Source organism: Bartonella sp. AD328YNZD, from assembly GCF_042196425.1.
Window position 1 is genome coordinate 1 of sequence record NZ_JBHIQG010000529.1, and the last position, 1189, is coordinate 1189.

At 43.6% G+C, this 1189-nt stretch carries 1 protein-coding gene; it reads left to right on the plus strand.

Annotated features, from left to right (window positions below):
• Position 1: 1 nt before the first annotated feature.
• Positions 2 to 1177: an elongation factor Tu gene (tuf, locus tag ACFIO3_RS13420; RefSeq protein ID WP_012755022.1), complete on the plus strand. Its 1176-nt coding sequence runs from the start codon at positions 2 to 4 to the stop codon at positions 1175 to 1177.
• Positions 1178 to 1189: the final 12 nt, after the last annotated feature.

Below are 1189 nucleotides of genomic sequence, written 5' to 3' on the forward strand. Positions count from 1 at the left end.
AATGGCGAAGAGCAAGTTTGAACGAACAAAACCGCATGTTAATATTGGTACGATTGGTCACGTTGATCATGGGAAGACCTCGTTGACAGCAGCGATTACGAAATATTTTGGTGAATTTAAAGCTTATGACCAAATTGACGCTGCGCCAGAGGAACGTGCACGTGGAATTACTATTTCTACAGCACATGTTGAGTATGAAACAGAAAATCGTCACTATGCGCACGTTGATTGTCCAGGACACGCTGATTATGTGAAAAACATGATCACAGGGGCAGCACAGATGGATGGTGCTATTTTGGTTGTTTCAGCAGCGGATGGCCCAATGCCTCAGACACGTGAGCATATTTTGCTTGCACGTCAGGTTGGTGTCCCAGCAATTGTTGTTTTTCTTAATAAAGTTGATCAGGTTGATGATGCAGAACTTTTAGAGCTTGTAGAGCTTGAGGTTCGGGAACTTTTATCCAAATATGATTTCCCAGGCGATGATATACCAATTGTTAAGGGTTCTGCGTTGGCAGCTCTTGAGGATAAGGATAAAAGCATTGGTGAAGATGCTGTTCGTCTTTTAATGAGTGAAGTTGATAATTATATTCCAACCCCTGAGCGTCCTGTTGATCAACCATTTTTGATGCCGATAGAGGATGTGTTTTCGATTTCGGGTCGTGGAACCGTTGTTACGGGTCGTGTTGAGCGTGGTGTTATCAAAGTTGGAGAGGAAATCGAGATTATCGGTATTCGTCCAACTTCTAAGACGACGGTTACAGGCGTTGAAATGTTCCGCAAGCTTTTGGATCAAGGTCAAGCGGGTGATAATATAGGAGCTCTGCTACGTGGTGTTGACCGTGAAGGGATTGAGCGTGGTCAAGTATTGGCGAAGCCAGGATCCGTTACACCTCATACACGGTTTAAAGCAGAAGCTTACATTTTGACAAAAGATGAAGGTGGACGTCATACGCCATTTTTCACGAATTATCGTCCACAGTTTTACTTCCGTACGACGGATGTTACAGGTATTGTTACGCTTCCAGAAGGTACAGAAATGGTTATGCCCGGTGATAATGTTGCCATGGATGTTTCGTTGATCGTTCCAATAGCGATGGAGGAAAAACTTCGTTTTGCTATTCGTGAAGGTGGTCGTACTGTTGGTGCCGGTATCGTCTCTAAGATCATTGAATAAATAATGCTTGTT

Bases quoted from the DNA above. Each gene is read 5' to 3' on its own strand.
- tuf (WP_012755022.1), top strand. From the start codon at position 2: ATGGCGAAGAGCAAGTTTGAACGAACAAAACCGCATGTTAATATTGGT.